Source organism: Sphingobacterium sp. BN32, assembly GCF_030503615.1.
In the GTDB taxonomy this organism is placed as follows: Bacteria; Bacteroidota; Bacteroidia; order Sphingobacteriales; family Sphingobacteriaceae; genus Sphingobacterium.
Genome location: NZ_CP129963.1, coordinates 1213468 through 1231974, shown reverse-complemented (window position 1 = coordinate 1231974; position 18507 = coordinate 1213468). Strand labels below are relative to the sequence as shown.

General features: G+C 41.6%; 12 protein-coding genes. All 12 read right to left on the bottom strand.

Annotation, left to right across the window (positions count from 1 at the left end; all coding sequences use genetic code 11):
- Positions 1-80: 80 nt before the first annotated feature.
- The 12 genes from QYC40_RS05090 to aroB all read right to left on the bottom strand — a co-directional run bounded on the left by QYC40_RS05090 (position 81) and on the right by aroB (position 18504).
- Complete coding sequence (locus tag QYC40_RS05090; RefSeq protein ID WP_301992771.1) at positions 81-1613, bottom strand: peptide MFS transporter; 1533 nt, start codon at positions 1611-1613, stop codon at positions 81-83.
- A gap of 22 nt (positions 1614-1635) precedes the next feature.
- Positions 1636-3426 (bottom strand): peptide MFS transporter, encoded by a 1791-nt coding sequence (locus tag QYC40_RS05085; protein ID WP_301992770.1) that lies wholly within the window; start codon positions 3424-3426, stop codon positions 1636-1638.
- 405 nt (positions 3427-3831) lie between these two features.
- The gene (locus QYC40_RS05080; protein WP_301992769.1) at positions 3832-5415 is read right to left on the bottom strand and encodes a peptide MFS transporter; all 1584 of its coding nucleotides are present in this window, start codon (positions 5413-5415) and stop codon (positions 3832-3834) included.
- A 99-nt stretch (positions 5416-5514) separates the two neighbouring features.
- The gene (locus QYC40_RS05075) at positions 5515-6405 is read right to left on the bottom strand and encodes a hypothetical protein (RefSeq protein ID WP_301992768.1); all 891 of its coding nucleotides are present in this window, start codon (positions 6403-6405) and stop codon (positions 5515-5517) included.
- Positions 6406-6410: 5 nt separating this feature from the next.
- Positions 6411-7289: a sugar phosphate isomerase/epimerase gene (locus tag QYC40_RS05070; RefSeq protein ID WP_301992767.1), complete on the bottom strand. Its 879-nt coding sequence runs from the start codon at positions 7287-7289 to the stop codon at positions 6411-6413.
- Between the two features lie 18 nt (positions 7290-7307).
- A complete protein-coding gene (locus QYC40_RS05065) occupies positions 7308-8039 on the bottom strand; it encodes a (Fe-S)-binding protein (protein WP_301992766.1) in 732 nt (243 codons plus the stop codon).
- Entirely contained in the window at positions 8039-9358 is a 1320-nt protein-coding gene (locus QYC40_RS05060) for an MFS transporter (protein ID WP_301992765.1), read from the bottom strand. Before QYC40_RS05060 ends, QYC40_RS05065 begins: the two co-directional genes overlap by 1 nt.
- Positions 9359-9398: 40 nt before the next feature.
- Positions 9399-10697 (bottom strand): D-alanyl-D-alanine carboxypeptidase, encoded by a 1299-nt coding sequence (locus tag QYC40_RS05055; protein ID WP_301992764.1) that lies wholly within the window; start codon positions 10695-10697, stop codon positions 9399-9401.
- Positions 10698-11230: 533 nt separating this feature from the next.
- A complete protein-coding gene (locus QYC40_RS05050) occupies positions 11231-12931 on the bottom strand; it encodes a RagB/SusD family nutrient uptake outer membrane protein (protein WP_301992763.1) in 1701 nt (566 codons plus the stop codon).
- A gap of 30 nt (positions 12932-12961) precedes the next feature.
- On the bottom strand, positions 12962-16225 hold the full coding sequence (locus QYC40_RS05045; RefSeq protein WP_301992762.1) for a TonB-dependent receptor: 3264 nt from the start codon (positions 16223-16225) through the stop codon (positions 12962-12964).
- Positions 16226-16711: 486 nt separating this feature from the next.
- On the bottom strand, positions 16712-17437 hold the full coding sequence (locus QYC40_RS05040) for a ThuA domain-containing protein (RefSeq protein ID WP_301992761.1): 726 nt from the start codon (positions 17435-17437) through the stop codon (positions 16712-16714).
- 2 nt (positions 17438-17439) lie between these two features.
- Positions 17440-18504 carry a 3-dehydroquinate synthase gene (gene aroB / locus QYC40_RS05035; RefSeq protein ID WP_301992759.1) on the bottom strand — a complete coding sequence of 355 codons (1065 nt, stop codon included), beginning with the start codon at positions 18502-18504 and terminating at the stop codon, positions 17440-17442.
- Between the last annotated feature and the right edge of the window lie 3 nt (positions 18505-18507).

Genomic DNA, 18507 nt, shown 5'->3' with positions numbered 1-18507 from the left:
TTAACCCTTTCTAGCAAGGCATAAAAATCAAAAAAGCCGATTTGTTACTACAAACCGGCTTATATATAAGATCTTAAGGATTAATTTACCCCATGCATCAACTTTTTGATCATCGGTGATAGTGCTATTAAGATCACTCCTGCGATCAAAGAATACAATCCGAGTTGCTTATAGCCCTCCGTGTAAGTGATTAATTTATCCATAAGCGAATCGCCTTCTCTTGCTTCGGCCATATTTGCGCCGATTAATCCGGCCACATATTGTCCGTAGGCACTCGCAAGGAACCACATCCCCATCATAATACCTTGCAACTTCGCAGGCGATAACTTCGTCATAATCGACAATCCGATGGGAGACAAACATAACTCCCCAACCGTGATGACTAATAGGGCCAGCGTAAAGATGTCTAAAGATGTCATTCCGTCAACTGCGAAAAAGCGAGTAGCATACAGCACATAGAATCCCAAGCCTAAGAACAAGAACCCTAAACCAAACTTAATAACCGTATTTGGCTCGATCTTGCGCTTTGCCATCCACAACCAAAGTAGGCCAAATACAGGCGCTAAAATGATAATGAAGAAGGCTCCTCCGGAATTATTAACTCCATTTGGATCTAAACGGAATGCTCCACCTAATACTGAATCATTTAAATTCTTGGCAGCAAAGATGCTTAAGGACCCCCCACTCTGCTCATATATTCCCCAGAATACAATCGAGAATAAAATAAAGATCAGGGCAGCGATTAGCTTATGACGTTCCTTTTTCTCCACTTTTGACATCTCAAAAAACAGATAGATCAAAGTCAAGGGGCCGATCGTGTACATAAAGTAATCTGTATACTCTGTTTTTGAAACCATGACCTGAATCAATGGCACTAACAGCAAGGTTCCGATGTAAACCGCATATTCAACCCATTTCGGCAAAGGCTTAGACTTGACAATGGCATCGGGATGCCCGGGTTGCAAGCCAATAGGTCCTAGCTCATGCTTGGTAAACTGGAAATTGATCAAGCTGATCAACATTCCGACAGCCGCCAAACCAAATGCGACATTCCAACGATGTGCCTCATCGATTACCGAGCTCAGCATGTAACCTTTTCCGATAGCCACGCAGATATATCCCCCTAGGAAAGCACCTAGGTTAATACCCGCATAAAATAAAGAGAAACCCGCATCACGACGGCTATCGCCATCTTTATACAGCTCCCCTACCATTGTCGAGATGTTAGGCTTGAAAAAGCCCGTTCCGATAATAATAAATGCCAACCCGAAGAAGAAAAACTGATGGGTATCGATCGATAATAATACTGAACCGATAATCATCAATAATCCGCCGAAGAACAGCGATTTCCGAAACCCGAGAATCTTATCTGCGAAAAGCCCGCCGATAAATGTAAAGGCATATACAAATGCCTGCGTTGCTCCATACTGTAAGTTAGCTTCTTTCTCCCCGAAATTAAGTTGGGTAATCATGAAAAAAACCAACATACCGCGCATTCCGTAAAAACAGAACCGCTCCCACATCTCCGAGAAGAACAATCTCCAGATCTGCTTTGGATACTTCCCTTTAAAGTCTTGAATTTCTTCAAGCGTATTGTGTGTTCCTGTAGCCATAATGCTAATTATTGTATTTAAATTATTTTACGCCATGCATTAATTTCTTGATTACCGGATGAAGCATCATCACCAATAACCCAGCTACTATTGGAACAATCGTAAAGATCAAGAAAAATGTACTTAAAGAATATTGTTTGGTAATAACCTCAATCTGTCCACCTAAGATGGCTGCCAACTTATTACCGATTGCAATCGCCAGATACCACATACCGAACATAAATCCGATCATTCTTGCAGGCACCAGCTTGGAAACGTAGGATAAGCCCACCGGCGATAGGCATAGCTCGCCCAAAGTATGGAACATGTAAGCCAATATCAGCCATACCATGGATACCTTGATACCATCCTGAATACCATAAGCACCGAATGCGAGCAACCCGAATCCAATTGCCATAATGATTAGACCAAAGCCATATTTAAAGGTCGCTGGCGGATTATATTTAGAATCCCAAATTTTAGAAACAAAGTTTGCAAAGGTGATAATGAAGAATGAGTTCATAATGGAGAACCAGGAAACCGTAATCTCCGAAGACTCCGCCGTAAACTCGTTATACAACATCCATAGCGCAACAGCCCAAACACCGGCAAAACAAATAAACTGCACAACGTTAGACAGTGGCGCCTTGCCATAGGTTTTCTTTGTCAATAGCACGACTACATAAGTCACTAAAGCCAAAGGAACAACAGTAAGTAAGGTATTGATGATATTAAAGATGGTCAACGAGCTACCAGAAAGACTTCTATCCACATTCTCGCGGGCAAAAATCACCAAGGACGATGCGCCTTGTTCAAATGACATCCAGAAAAACACCACGAAAAAGGCGAATATAATAACGGCTATCAAGCGATCTCGAACAACTTTGGTATATCTAGTTAACCTGGAGATTACCACAAACAAAAACAATGCTAGCGCAATCAGGATTGCCACATTCTGTCCTGCCATCGATCCAATTTGAAAGTTCGAAAGCACATCGACACCAGCAATCTTCGAAAGCGGATCGTTGAAAGCGAACGCCAATCCTAAAACAGTCATCACAAAGATTAGAATAGAATCTACTTTGGTAAAAGGATTAGGTTTATCCTCCGGCAAGTCTGTATTAACAACAGCAGCCTTCTCAGCAGCCAACTCTTTACTTGGTGGATCGCCGACCTTACCAAAGATGGGTTTTGCGAACCAAAACTGCAGTGTCCCTAAGAACATGAAGATACCCGCAAGACCAAATCCCCAATGCCAGCCTACTTTCTCTCCCAAATATCCACATAGCATCATCCCGAAGAAAGCACCAGAGTTTACACCCATATAGAAAATAGTGTATGCTCCATCCTTCTTCTGTGGGAATTTCTTATACATCTCGGAAAGTATAGAAGTCATATTAGGTTTGAAGAAGCCGGTACCAAGGACTAAGGCACCTAAACCCAGATATAGAAACAATGGCGTGTCAAATGCCATGAAGAGGTGACCCAAGGTCATAATCGCGGCACCGACGACGACAGCGTAGCGATATCCCAGATACTTGTCGGCAACTATCCCCCCGAAGATGGGCGTGATATACAATAACATGGCATAAGTACCATATAATGCTCCTGCCTGTACTGGATCCCAGCCCCAACCGGAGAACGGACTCCCGGAAATAACCGCACTCGTAAGGAAGTTAATTAATAATACGCGCATCCCGTAAAAGGAAAAACGCTCCCACATTTCCGTAAAAAACAACACAAAAAGACCCGATGGATGCCCTAAAACTAGACTGCCATCAATCCCCTGCTTCACTAGTTCTTCCGAAAATGAAGCTTCTGATTCTCGATTCATCAAAAATTACTATTTAGATTAATATACGATTGTTCAAACAACAATGGCCATAGCCTCCGCCAATACTCCCATCGAGCGAAACGCATGACAGAAGATCACAATCGCAAGAAATAAAAAGGATGCTCCCAAACATCAATTTTATTCAAACGTGTAAAAGTAATAATTTAAGCGAACTATTATTTGATTAATTGGATAATTCCATGCAAAAATTCCATATTTCCAATGAAACAGCAACAAAAATGAGGATAAGAATGGTCCTTGAAAACAAACATGTTCAGAAAAACTTTCATGTTTCCAGTGAAGCGACAAAAGGAATGAAAGGCTTTAAAGATCTTTGAAATCAGACGCTTTCACAAAAAAAGCCGGTCTGTAAAACAAACCGGCTTTCCTATTAACGAGATATCTTTAGTTGATACCGTGCATCATCTTCTTCAATTTACCATTGAACAACAATAATAATAAAGCTGCTCCCGCTGGTAATGCGGCAATGATCAGAAAGAAAGTCGTCATCGAATACGTCTGAACGATATAGTCAATGTACGATCCTGTTTTACCTGCAATAAAGTTTGCAATAGCCGAAGCTGTAAACCAAAGACCAAATAATAGTCCCGCGAACTTCTTAGGCGACAGTTTACTTACATAAGATAAACCAACCGGCGACAGACAAAGCTCTCCAGTTGTATGGAAGAAATAGGCTAAAATTAACCAAATCATACTAACCGATGCTGTTTTTGCCCCCTGAGGGATAGACATCGATCCATAGGCCAAAGCCAAGAAACCCACGCCTACTAATAGCAATCCGAAGGCAAACTTCACCGGTCCTGATGGATTCCACACCTTTTCCCATAGCTTACTGAATGAGGAAGCTAACGTAATAATAAAGAAAGAGTTCAAAATTTGGAACCAGGAAACCGTTACTTCAGTCTGGTCTAAGCTAAATTCTCTGTAAACCTTCCATATACCCAATCCCCAAATAATGGCGAATGATATAGCTGTAAATAATACCGTTAGCGGGTATTTAGCGACAATCTTTTGCGATAATTTGAAGAGTACATAGGTCACGATCATGATCGGGAAGATCGTTAAAGCGGCATCGACCCACTTAAAGATCTCACCAGAATTACCTGAGAGCACCCGTTGCGTATAATCTTTTGCAAAAATGGTCATTGAACCACCCGCTTGTTCAAACGCAAAGAAAAAGAAGATACTCGCAATCATCAATACAGCAACAACGATCAGACGATCTCTCACCACGTTTGCAGGTGTATGATCTTCTTCTTGAACGCTTACTAATTTATCCTCTGGATTATGTTTAGTACCCGGTTTTTCACCGATGATACCAAATATTCTTTGTGCAAAATAGAACTGAATCATACCGAAGAACATAAATACCCCAGCAAGTCCAAAACCATAATGCCAACCTACTTTCTCACCAATATAACCACATAATAACATCCCTAGGAAAGCTCCCGAGTTGATACCCATGTAGAAAATAGTATAACCTGCATCTTTCTTAGAGCTACTATCCGGATATAGTTGACCTACCATTGAGGAAATATTTGGTTTGAATAAACCATTTCCTAAGATCATCAATACCAATCCGATGTAGAAATATGAGTTATTGAAGGTCTCTAATGCCATCGAAGCATGACCCAGCGTCATGATCAATGCACCTAAGATAATCGCCTTTCTATACCCCGTTAATTTATCGGCAATCATACCACCGATCAATGGCGTTAAATATACTAGTCCTGTATACCATGCATATAAATTCATGGCCTCAGCATTAGTCCAACCCCAACCGCCTTTTGCGATCTCTGTAATTAAAAATACAGTTAACAATGCACGCATCCCATAATAACTGAAACGCTCCCACATCTCAGTAAAGAAGAGTACAAAAAGACTGGCTGGATGGCCCATAACCATCTTGTCGTCAACTCCTTGTTTGGCAAGGTGCTGGACTAAATCTGCGTCTCTCTCTTGATTCATATATTATCGTTTAATTTAGTTTTATGTGTGATTATCTACAGAACATAATTTTATTGAAAAAGCAAATAAACAAATTTTTATTCACAATCTCCATAGGATTTAAAAACCGCTTTCCTTTTTGATCTCCCTCCGATTTGGTGCCAAGAAGCTATCTTCATCCCCACGAGTGGCATTGGATACTTCCACGTCAGATACGAAACGAAGTGAGCCTTTGTCCAAATAATAGGCATCATAGGATAAATCGGGCCCATAATACTTAAAATTGCCTTCTAATTTGGGATCCGCAGGCACTAAATGATCAAATTCGTAACGGTTCGCCTTTGGATTAAACAGCAAATACATACTCGCCTGACGCGTATATTTAAATATCTTTCGCGATAAAGTCCGATCGTCTGTAAAAACATTTTTACCAAAGACAACCTGTTTAGGTCCCTGCAATTCCACAATATCGATCACTTTCTGCGTGTAATCAGCATGATGCCCCTTCCAACCCAGTAGAACATAAGCGTTCGCCCCCAATTTCCGGATGTCATAATACTGCGCGCCATACCAATTATCGGCCTTGACCATCGCTTTCGAAGGATCCTTGATCTCAAAAGTCTTATCTAATAACGGAATCAACTCCAACTCGCCGTTACTGCTTGCGAATTGAATGGCACCATAATAAAGATAGGATCCATCATCTAAAGGTAAATTCCATGAAAAAATACGGAAATTCTGATCCGGAGAGTTCAGAATAGAAATCATCTTGAGCTTTGGAAAAGCAAACTGATAGGAGTTGTTTTCTTTCAATGCAGAAACTAGGGTCTTCACAAAGGTAAAGTTCTTCTGCATCCGCTCAGGTTCAGAAAGTCTGGAGAACATAGCGCGCCCCAGACCTGCTAAACTGTCTTGCCATACTTGAAGCTTCGCTTCTTTAGATTGCCCTTGAGCAACTGTAGCACAGCTTATTAAAATTAGTATCAGTATTTTATGCAAATACTTCTTCACCACGTCTATTTAAAACGCTCCAACAAGGCTTTCGTTAATTTGATACCCTCGTCTTCACTGATTTTATCGCCTTCAAACTCAATTCCCACGTAGCCTCTATATCCAGCCTTCTTCACGATATCCATCATCTTAGCATAGTCAATACCTGTTTCATTGCCCTTTGCATCAAAAGCATGCGACTTCGCGCTCACTCCTTTTGCATACGGCATCAAATCGGTAACCCCTTGATAACGGTCGTATTCATAGAAGTTGCCAAAGTCTGGAAGACTACCGCAGTTCTTTTTGTTTACCGTTTTCAACACATCAGCCAACCAGTCGCCATGCGATGAAATGCCGCCGTGGTTCTCAACGATAACATTGATTTTTCCTTTCTTACCATAATCTGCTAATGAAGAAAGACTTTTTACCACTTGGTCCTTAACCTCTTCCTTCGTTCCCTCACCCGCCGCATTGACGCGAATTGCACGGCATCCTAAGAAATTTGCAGCATCAATCCATTTATGATGATTCTCTACAGCTTTTAGACGCTTGTTCTCATCGCGATCGCCTAAAGAACCTTCGCCATCAATCATGATCAATACGTTCTTTACGCCATTGTCTTTTGCTCTATTGTTCAAATCCTTTAAGTAGGTCATGTCCTGCGCCTTATCCTTAAAGAATTGATTTACATATTCAACTCCGTAAATACCAAAATTCTTCGCTGTATACTCAGGGAAGTCGATGTTTTTCAGATCACCCTTAAACAATTTCTTATGCAATGACCATTCAGCCAAAGAAATATCAAACCAGCTTTTCTTCGCTGCAAAAACATCCAAAGAAGGTGCAATGGTTACCCCAGCTGCAACTAACCCTAGATTTCTTAAAAATTCTCTTCTTGAGTTCATAGTTTAAATATTAGTGTTTTAAATGTTAGCCCATCCAGACGTCAGTACATCTACCAGATGTATCGTCTTGATCGCTAACTGATGTTTATCAATGTAAGCTTGCAATTGCAGCAAGCAAGATGCATCGGTCGATATGATGTATTCCGCGTTGACAGCCAAGGCATTTTTCACCTTCTGTTCTGCCATCGCCGATGAAATCCCTTCGAACTTCACCGCAAAAGTACCGCCAAAACCGCAGCAGGTCTCCTGATCGCGCATCTCGACAATCTCCAACCCGCCAACGTGGCTAAGCAAGACCCGTGGCTCTTCTTTTATTTTACACTCGCGAAGCGCGGAGCAGGAATCATGATAAACCGCCCTACCCACCAGCTCGGCACCGAAATACTCCTTCTTCATCACATTGACCAGAAAGTCCGATATTTCGAAAATATTGCGCTGAATACCGCGACAACGGTTATGGTCCGTTGTATTCGTGAAAAGATCATCATATCCCTCACGCACCATCCCCGTACAAGAGGCTGATGGCGAAACAATAGGATGTTCTTCCGTAAAATCGTTTAGAAACTTTTGGCCAATAGACTTCGCATCATCCCAAAACCCTGCGTTATAGGCAGGTTGACCACAACAGGTTTGCTCTGTATTATATATCACATCACAGCCAGCCTTCTCCAATAACTTAATGGTATTGAAGGCTGTTTCCGGATAAAGTTGATCAATAAAACAAGGTATAAATAGCTCGACTTTATGCATTAATAGCGTTGAATAATCTGTAATTTATTAAATTTTAAAACACGAAACAACAACAATAGCCCAATAATAAAAAATACAGACATACAAAGTGCTGAATAACGAATATTATGCGTAAGCTGCTCGATCATCCCAAAAGTGAACAGTCCGATCACAATCGCTAGCTTTTCGGAAACATCGTAGAAACTGAAAAATGCGGTAGTATCCTCAACATCAGTAGGGATAAGCTTGGAATAGGTCGATCGGGAAAGGGACTGTATCCCTCCCATCAATAAGCCTACTAAAAATGCCATTCCATAGAATTGGTATTCGTTGCTCAGGAAGTATGCAGCGATGCAGATGAAGATCCAAATCGTAACAACAAAAATCAATACCTTAATGTTCCCAAATCGCTTCGCCAAACCCGACATAATAAAGGCTCCACCGATAGCAACCAACTGGATCAGTAAAATAGAAGCGATAAGCTTCGTTGCGCCCAAATTCAATACTTTTTCACCGAATGCGGCAGCAACGATCATAATCGTCTGCACGCCCATGGCATAAAAAAAATAAGCCGGCAAGAAGCGCTTGATCGCAGGAATCTGACGAATTTTCCCCAATACAGACATAAACTCCTTTTTCGCTTTGACAAAGAAGGATAACTTCTCGTTCTCTATCGTAGGCTTATTTCTAGGCAAAAATCGGAAAGGTATCTGTGCGAAGGAAATCCACCAAAGACCTACCAAGAAAAAGGATATTCTGGCAGGTAAAGAGGGGTCGGTTATGCCGAACCAATCGGGCTTGAACACAAAAACAAAGCAGATCAGCTGCAAAGTTACGCAGCCTACATAGCCATAGGCAAATCCCTGAGCACTCACCCTATCTTGCTGATCGGGCGTCGCGATAACCGGCAAATACGAGTTATTGAAGGCCACCCCGCCAATGTATCCCATGGCGGCGAGCGCAAAGAATATAATACCCAACTCTAGGGTTTCGATTTTGAAGAAAAACAAACCCATACAGGCGATTGCGCCTATATAAGTAAACAATTTCATAAAGAACTTTCGCTTCCCCGCTGCATCGGAATAGGCCGAAATAAAAGGCAGCGATATCGCCATTAAGAGATATGCGATAGACAAGGCAAAATTCGATAATGCCGTGTTGACAAGCTCAATACCAAAAAAAGAAACGACATCATTGCCAGTTTCTTTATTACTTGTAATCGTTGTATAATAAACAGGAAAAATGGTTGAAGTGATAACCAAATTGTAAGCTGAATTAGCCCAATCATACATGGACCATGAACGAATTAATCGCTTATCGTTTTTCTTGATAATTTTCATAAAATGCTAAGCGAATATACCCAAATGTATTGAATTACGACTAATAGTTTTCGTAGATATAATTAACTATTTTCACCATTTCTTTACGAACCGGGCTGGCACTCCCGAGAAAGTTATTGTTTAGAAATGAGAAAGCAAAACGAGTACCCTTTTTCGTGACGATATAGCCACTCTGGCAATGAACCGAATTGATTGTGCCTGTTTTTGCCCAAACATAAGGCTTCCCTCCCGGCGTTGGATAAACATTCTTTAAAGTACCCTCAAGGCCGCCTGCAGGAAAAAGATAAAACTTATCGGCTTCGTTCGGAATGTCGGAATGAATCCAGTTCAATAAGGTTACCATACTCCGAGGCGTAATCTTATTATATGAAGACAGCCCGCTACCATCCCTCAACTCGATCGTATCGGGAAAGAAACGATAAAACTCATCTTGCATATGCTGCCGCAGACTTTTGGTATGGAAAGCTCTGTTTTTTACGAACGACGCAACCATGTTCAATTGCTCGGCCAGAAAATTATCGCTCGGCAGCATCATCTCGCGTACCACATCTCTCGTTTTTACCGAGTATATAATTTTCGCATCTGATGCCAAAGGAGCATGCAGCAAAGCAACAGACTTCTTCAGCGTGTCCTGAAGCAAATTGATCAGCAACGAATCCGTAACATGAAAAGGTTTCTCATTGATATATCCCTTTGGCAATGGAACGGAATTATAGTCCATCACATTCGAACCATAATCTCGGTGTATCAAGAACCTAGACGTCGTGTCCTGCTTATAACTAAGATATCGATCGAAATACCGCGGCGTAAGTTCTAGTTTTCCGGCCTGCTCTTTAAATAAGATCACATTGCCATACATCGGAAGTACCGAAACCTCCGGTTGATAATAATACTCATAATCCTCTACCGACCAACCATTTCTGTAGAAAGGCTCCTGCGATTTTGTCGCCGCATAATATAACTGCTTCTTAGAATCTTTCAGAAAGTTGAAAACCTTAGCATCCTTAAACTTCGCATGCAAGAACGTCGGATCGCCCGTCCCCCAAAATATTAAAGAGTCGCCGCGCTCCACATAGGCTAAGCCTGGAATAGAGTCTCCTATCAGCTTCAATGCCGTATAAAGCGTAAAGACTTTGGTGTTGGACGCCGGCGTGAAATGCTTATCCTCATTCTGCCCATAAACAAATTGCTTGCTCGACAAGTCGTATAAACTGAAACCCACATAATGCTTGTTCAGCACCGTAGAGTTCTGAAAAAGCCCACTGAGCTCACTATAGTTCTGTGCAAAAACAGCGATAGAGACCAGTAATGTACAACAAGTCGCAACGATTCTTTTCATAAGGTTGATTTTCAATAATCGGTAAATATAAGAGAAATAGATTAAAGTGATACCTAAGATTAGACACAACCCTTGATAACCCATTGTAAACCCAATTCAAACCCCAATCAAACCCGCTTCTGAGCGGGTTTGATTGGGGTTTGAATTGGGTAGTATTTAGTAGTTAGTAGTTAGTAATTAGACCTAGGTCGGGTTTAGACGTTAGATATAAGATATTAGATATAAGATTTTGACAGGAAAGGAAGGAAAGTTTGTCTTTAAACTTTGAAAAAGAAGGATGAGTTTTGTCTTGAACCAAGAAAACAAGGATTTAAGGATTGACAGGATCATGTTAATCTTTTCATCCTTCCTTTCCTGGTTCAAGACAAAAATCCTGCATATCCTTACATCTTTCCTATCTTGGTATTCAAAACAAAAATCTCACACCTTATATCTAACGTATATTCCCACCCTAGGTCTTAATACTAACTACTAAATACTAAATACTGAAGCCTAATTAAATGAAAAAGCTGCCTTTTCAGGCAGCTTTTCATTTAATTAGGCTTCAAATTGCTATTTCTATCAAGCTCTTCTTGCGGTATCGGCCAATACTCGTTGTTCGCATTGAACACCAAGTTTTTGTAGGTCGGGATGATATTGCCTTCGAATGCTGAATAGCTTTCCAGCGTCGATTTTGCGATTCCCCAGCGCACTAAGTCGAAGAATCGGTGTCCTTCCATCGCTAACTCTAGGCGACGCTCGAAACGCACCGCTTTAAGGGCGAAATTCTTATCGGGGAAGGATGGATAAGGTTTAACATTATATTTCGCTGCATTTACGCCAGATTCAGTTTTCTTCGGCGCTAAGGATGCTGCGCGTGTTCTAACCGCATTGACTAATTTCAATGCATTCGCTAAGCTTCCTGCTTCGATTTCGCATTCTGCAGCCATTAAATACACATCTGCTAAACGAATGATGTTAACATCTAAACCTGTGATATATGGCTCGCCTGGTGCTGCTTGTGCAGCAAAAAGCGACTTTGGTATCATTGTTTTGATTCCTACGAACGGACCACCCGTTACAGCTTCTCTAATCCAAGAGTCGCCTGGCATAACACCCCAATCAAGGTATTGTACGCCTCGACGACCAACGGTATAGTCTAAACGAGGGTCAAACGACAAATCGACGTTTAACTCATAGCCTTCTTTTTGGCCTGCTGGCAAACCGAAGTCAGAAACGTAAGGGTTGGTTCTGTAGTTATCTAACAAGGGAAGACCATTTGCGTCTACCTTGTAGGCATTGACAAGATCAATCGTTGGTTGATAAAATCCACAGCAGTTTACTGGCGCAGTTCCTGACAAACCTGAAAGCATATCGCCGACATTACCATTCTCTGCATTACCGTTAGAATTGATCGCATGCTTAGAAACGACAAGCGCTTCTGGCCCGTTTTCTTTGGTTACATCGAAGTTATTCCAGAAAGGCATACTTGTCAAATCTGTTCCTGCCATCACCGCATTAAACAAGGTGAGCGCTTCTGGATACTTTTTATTATACAAAAGCACTTTGCCAAGATAAGCCTGCGCAGCACGCTTATTCATGCGTCCGGCATCGTTATTATATTTCTGCTCACTCAAGTTAGCAACGGCAAAGCGCAAGTCTTCTTCGATTTTCGGAAGCACATCAACGTCGTTACCAATCTTCAATGCTTCATCGGCGGTGGTATTTTCATCCAGGTATGGAACCTTTTTGAAGATGCGCCATAAATAGAAATAATAATGCGCACGCAGCATTTTGGTTTCCCCCTGAATTTGCTTTGCTCGCTCTTCAGTAATCTCTTTCTTACCGCTTTGATCGGCAGCGAGCAGTTTCAATGTATTGTTACAGCGCAATACCCCTTCATAATAAACTTGCCACATGGTGCTCAAGTTATCATTGACGCTCGTTGCTTTATAACTTTCAATATTAGCCATGTAAGGTTGGTCACCACCTTCTGATCCTTTATGCGCATTATCAGAAGCGACCTCGCCAAAAAGCCATTGGCTAGGCGCAGATGCATAATTGCCCCAGGTTCCACTTACATTACCATTTAATATGCTGTAGGCTCCTAAAAGGGAACCTTCAACTCCTTCTTTATTTCCTACCTGTGGCTCAGAAAGCTCCCCTTGGGGTAGCTTCTTCAAGAAGTCCTTCCCACATGAGCTCAGCGCTAAGGCGCCAGCGATTAGATAGGTATATAGTTTATAACGTTTCATAATATTTGTTCTTTTGAAATAATAAAAATCCTAGAATCCTAAGCTCACGCCTAAAGTGTACTGTCTAGATTGCGGATAAACCCCAAAGTCAACACCCAATGCCGGGTAATCCGATGGTGTAGCTGAAATCTCTGGATCTAGACCTGTGTACTTCGTAATCGTGAATAGATTTGTTGCTCCAAAATAGATACGCATTTTATTGAACGACGTATTCTGTCCAAACAATTTGGTTGTGTTTAAATTATAACCGATCTGTAAGTTTTTAAGCTTTAGGAAACTACCATCCTGGATGTATAGTGATGAAGTAGCTACCTCCATTTCATTAAGATCGCCCTGACCGATGATTGATGGAACTTCGCTACCTGTATTGTTCGGGCTCCAAGCATCTAATAAACGTGTGCTGTACTGTCCATTGAAAACACCGAAATCTGTGAAGTAACGCGTTGCTTCGTAAAGGTCATTACCTTGAGAACCGTAGAAGAATAAGGTTAAATCAAAGTCCTTGTAAGCTGCTGCAAGATTTAAAGAGTAGACGAAATCAGGGTGCGGGCTACCGATGATCGTACGGTCGGCAGGATCAATCTTGCCATCGCCGTTGATATCTTTGTATTTTGCACCGCCCAAGCGCGCTCCTGGATATATTGGAGAGTTTTTAAGCTCTGCATCGTCGTTATAAACTCCATCAGCTTGGTAACCGTAGAAAGCACCGAACTCTTCCCCTGTTTTGAGTAAGGAGGTCTGCATACTGCGGAATGCCCCATAGTTAACTTGCGTAATAGAAGGCGCTAAGGATACGACCTCGTTCTTATAGGTTGATATCGTACCGGTAACATCTAAAGTGAAAGGTTTTTCCTGACGGCGGCCATAGTGATATCCTAAGCTTGCCTCGATACCGCGATTGCGCATTTCGCCAATATTTTGATATGGCGAAGTTGCACGACCTACTGAAGTTGCAGGCAGAGGAACGCGGAACAACATGTCTTCTGTTGCTTTATTGTACCAATCGATGGAACCGTCTAAGTCGCCTTGAAGAACAGCAAAGTCAATACCCAAGTTCAATGATTTTACTTGCTCCCATTTGATATCCGGATTTTGGTAGTTACTTTTCCAAATACCTGTCACCACCTCATTATTAATCGGATAAGATGACTGGGTTAAAGAAGCTCTATAGCGTGCTAAGTATTCGTATGCACTGATGCGTTGGTTACCTGTTACCCCGTATCCTGCACGTAGTTTCAAATCAGTTAACCATTCTGCGCCCTGCGCGAATTCCTCTTGCGAAATACGCCATGCACCGCTGATACCTGGGAATACCCCATATAGATTGTTTTCACCGAAGTTAGACGAACCGTCGCGACGAACTGTAGCGCTCAATAGGTAGCGGTCTTTGTACGAGTAATCAGCCTTACCCATTAAGGAGAACATAGAGCCAACCGAACCTGAGCCACCATTATTGATATTTGTACTACCAGCATCTAGGTAGAAATAGTCCAAACTGTTCAAAATGAAATAACCATTTCTAGAGCCGCTGATACCTCTATTGCGATTGCTGATTGCTTCCGTACCAACGAGCACATTTAAGCTATGGTCTTCGCCAAGATTTGGTTTGTAGTTTAAAGTATTGGTCCAAGTCCATTCGGTGGTATAGCCATGGTATTCGCTCATACCGTTGTTGAACGATCCTTCCGTGAATTCAGGGTTCGGATAGTTGTAGCTCAAGCCATTATAATTTTCATAACGGATACCGAAACTAGTCCTTGCAGTCAATCCCTGGATTATATCGTATTCTGCAAAGGCATTTCCGAAGAAAAAGTTCTGACGATTCATATTATCTTTCGCGCGGTAGGACATCGCTACAGGATTCTGACCATTACCCCATCCGCCTTTCGTACCTGCGAAGTTTCCACCTTCATCATATACCGGAACAACATTCTGAATACGATATGCAAAACCCATTACCGAACCTTCACCGATATACCCTCCGGCAGTATTCGGGTTTACCCCGAAGCCATAACCTTCGGTATAACTATATTGTAAGTTCTCACCGAAACGTAGTTTCTTATTTAATGCCGAGAATTGGGTATTTGTGCGTCCGTTATAACGTCTGAAGCCGGTGTGGATAACCGTACCTTTTTGATCCAAATAGCCACCGGAGAATGCGTAGGTAGCATTTTCGCTACCGCCAGTTGCTCCAATTTGATAAGATTGTATAGGCGCGTTCTGCGACAATTCATCGAACCAATTGGTTCCCTCTTTGTTGGCCTTCGTTATTTGGTAGAAGTTGTTTGCATCTTTTATGTTATAATAATATTTAGCCATGTCCACGTCTGCCGCCGTGATATCCTTATTTTTTGCACCAGCCAATAGATAATCGGGCACTACGTTATTCGTTTTGAACAGGGTATTCTTCATATCGACTACTTGCTGCGGGCTTAGCATTTTTGGAAATGCCCCTCTATTCGGCACGCCGACGCCAGCATAAGCATCAACATTGACCAAGGTTTTACCTGCTTTTCCCGATTTTGTTGTAATAATTACAACACCATTATTCGCACGCGCACCATAGATGGATGCCGCAGAAGCATCTTTCAGTACCTGCATGGTCTCGATATCGTTCTGGTTGAACCAGCTTAGCTTTCCTTCATACGGAACACCATCGATAACATATAAAGGCTCATTGTTGTTGATCGTACTGTAACCGCGAATACGGATTTGAGGAGTCGAGCCCGGAGCACCATCATTTACAATCTGTACCCCTGTTGCTCGCCCTTGCAGGGCTTCTACTGCAGTTGCTGCTGGTTGAGATTTTAATTGACTGACATTTACGACAGCAACAGAACCCGTCAAGTCTTTCTTGCGCTGAGCACCATAGCCCGTTACCACGACCTCTTCGAAGGTCGTTTTGTCAACAGCCATTTCGATCGTAATGTTTTGAGAAGCCGAAGTGATCACCGAGGAAGCCTTCAGATACCCAATATAGGATACTTCAAGCACATCGTTTGCTGAAGCGCTAATCTCAAAATTACCAGCATCATCGGTGGAAGTGGCAGTCGATTTGCCGACCACTTTAACAGTAGCTCCGGCAATAGGCTCTTTCGTATTAGCATCTAATACACGGCCTTTTACGGTAGATTGTACCGCATGTAGTGGATGGGTTGATATCCTATTCCAAAGGTTGCCTTCGGCAACAGCCATATTGCTGATTGACAAAAGTCCCAAAGAAAGCAGGAAACCACCCCTTAGTAGCCCTTTAGGAAGATAGGAGCCACTAATGGATTTAATTGATTTTCCCATAGTTTAATATATTAGTTGTTTTGTTGTTTTTTTTGAGTTGGGTAATGGTTACATATGCAAATATTTTTAATTAAAGAATGCCCTAATAATTACAATAAATCCTTGATACGAAAGAAAGACTTTATTAGGTTATGATATCTTGGTCGATTCCCAAAATTTTGCGCAATAGTGTCCCATGCCATCGAAATACGTTAGCTAGGATAAAAATGCAAATCGTGTGGGAATTACACTAAGTACTTTTGCGAAGGTAAAGGGTGTAAGCGTGTTTCATGTTTGTTCGTTTAAATTAGCTATGAATGTTTATAAATGGCCTCACTACGATGCGGACTTTCAAATTGGTGAATCCTATCCGCCCCTCCTCAATTATTAGGTTTTATATTACAAGTTACGGAAAGCCTTGAATAAAAAAAATATTTTTGCAACATTTTTTTTACAGATAAAAAAAGGAGGCTGATTGAGCCTCCTTTAGTATTTTCTACTTGTTTCTTACATGCCTAGCACATAGCGCATTCCTCCAACGACATGCTTTTGAAAAGCCATACTATCAAAAGATTCTTTAGTATGTCCTAATCCAGTATAAAACATTCTAGCCCCTTCAAACTTTCGAAACCAAGCTATAGGATGCACCGTGCCCATTTTGCCACCTTCGTAAGAGCCCTCGTCCAGATTCATTAAGACATTGAGACCTGGTTGAACGTCTTTGAAATCATACCATTCATCCTTGTGCAGCCATATCTTGTTTAGATGCTTGGTTGCAGGGTGTATTCGATTTAAGACCTGGAGTTTCGCCTCTTGTACTTTTGGATGGCTCAAGAAATAAGCGCCAACCAGCTGATTATACCAAGGCCAATCGAATTCAGTATCCGTAGCAGCATGGATGCCCATAAAGCCTTTGCCGGAACGCATGTATTTCTGAAATGCCTCTTTCTGCTCTTTATTAAAGATCGTACCTGTGGTACTGAAGAAAAGTACGGCATCAAAGGTCGCTAGAGAATCTGATAAGAATAGATCTGCATCCTCCGAATGCACCGTTTGGATACCAATATCGTTATAAAGTTTCTTTAAAACTTCTACACCTTTCTCAATATTATCATGTCGATAGCCTGCGGTCTTCGTAAAAATCAGGACCTTTTTGGCTGCAGCATAACTGATGCCGGATAACCCGAAGATCGTAGTGAATAATACCACTATGAATACCGCATACTTTTTCATCCTTAATTGGTTAAGTTTCTATAGTAATCTAAACTTTCAATTATTAGATCTTCATCGATATATTTATTGTAATCGCAGTTGCCAATATTTCTCAACAAGGCGAAGCCTAATTGGTTATTCTCGTTCTTCTTGTCATTGCGCATCAAGTCTATCAGTACAGGATATATTGATGGATCGATTGAGTAGGACGGGTAGATAGCGTTCAAATAGTGCGAAATATCCTCCAATTCGGTCTCATCAAGATTATTTACTCGGCGGGATAAGTACGCTTCGCAGATCATCCCGATAGCAATAGCTTCGCCATGTAGTAGCGGGGACTGATCATTCACTAAAGAATATCCTTCAATTGCATGCCCTATCGTGTGTCCGAAGTTTAAGATTTTACGCAATCCTTTTTCTGTTGGATCTTCCGTAATTACCTTATTCTTAATCTGTACTGACTCGAATATAATCTCATTCGGCACGACTGGCAAGGTTAGAGATTTACATTTATTGTATAGATCTTTATCTTGAATTAAGCCATGCTTGATGATTTCTGCAAAACCGGAACGTATCTGTCTTTCATCTAAGGTTTTCAAAAATGCTGTAGAGATAAATACAGCTTGAGGCTGCGTGAAAGTTCCGATGATATTCTTTACGTTGTCTAGATCAATACCTGTCTTTCCTCCTACTGAAGCATCAACCTGCGATAGCAATGTTGTCGGCACATTAATAAAGTCTATCCCACGCTTGTAAGTTGCTGCAGCAAATCCACCCATATCTGTAACAACGCCGCCCCCGAGATTCAACATCAAAGCTTTGCGATCAGCGCCGAAATCAAGCATGGTCTTCCATACACCGATACAGAAATCGATATTCTTGTTTTCTTCGCCGGGATCTACTTCGATAATGTCATAATCCAAGATGTCTGGAATGGACGCCTGTAACACTGGCAAGCAGTGATCATTGGTATTACGGTCTACAAGTATTAATAGTTGGGAGTAGTCATGATCAATCAAAAAAGACTGTAGTTCGTTCAAATCATCTTCAAACACCACGTCATAACCTAAGCTTGTTATCTTTTTCATAAT